Genomic DNA, 231 nt, shown 5'->3' on the forward strand with positions numbered 1-231 from the left:
GTGGTTTTCTCATAGAAGGCGTGTAGCGAGAGGAGCCATGCCCTTTCTAAAAAGAAAAAAGATCAATCAGACAAAAAGGTCGAACTTTACCTTTTTGTACAAACTCAGCATTCGTAAAATGGTTAGTAGACCAACCATATTTTTTACTATTGTCATCATTAGCTTTGCATAAAGTTTCTTCAAATTTGTCAAGTAGTTTTGAGTAATTTATGGTTTCAAGGCACAAAAAAA

General features: G+C 33.8%; 1 protein-coding gene. It reads right to left on the minus strand.

Annotation, left to right across the window (positions count from 1 at the left end; all coding sequences use genetic code 11):
- Window positions 1-46: 46 nt before the first annotated feature.
- Window positions 47-231 (minus strand): hypothetical protein (locus tag PQ474_RS14545; RefSeq protein WP_273844627.1); only part of this gene is annotated, 185 nt, incomplete at its 5' end.

The sequence above is a fragment of the Halalkalibacter alkalisediminis genome (genome assembly GCF_028610705.1).
GTDB classification, from domain to species: domain Bacteria; phylum Bacillota; class Bacilli; order Bacillales; family Bacillaceae_D; genus Halalkalibacter; species Halalkalibacter alkalisediminis.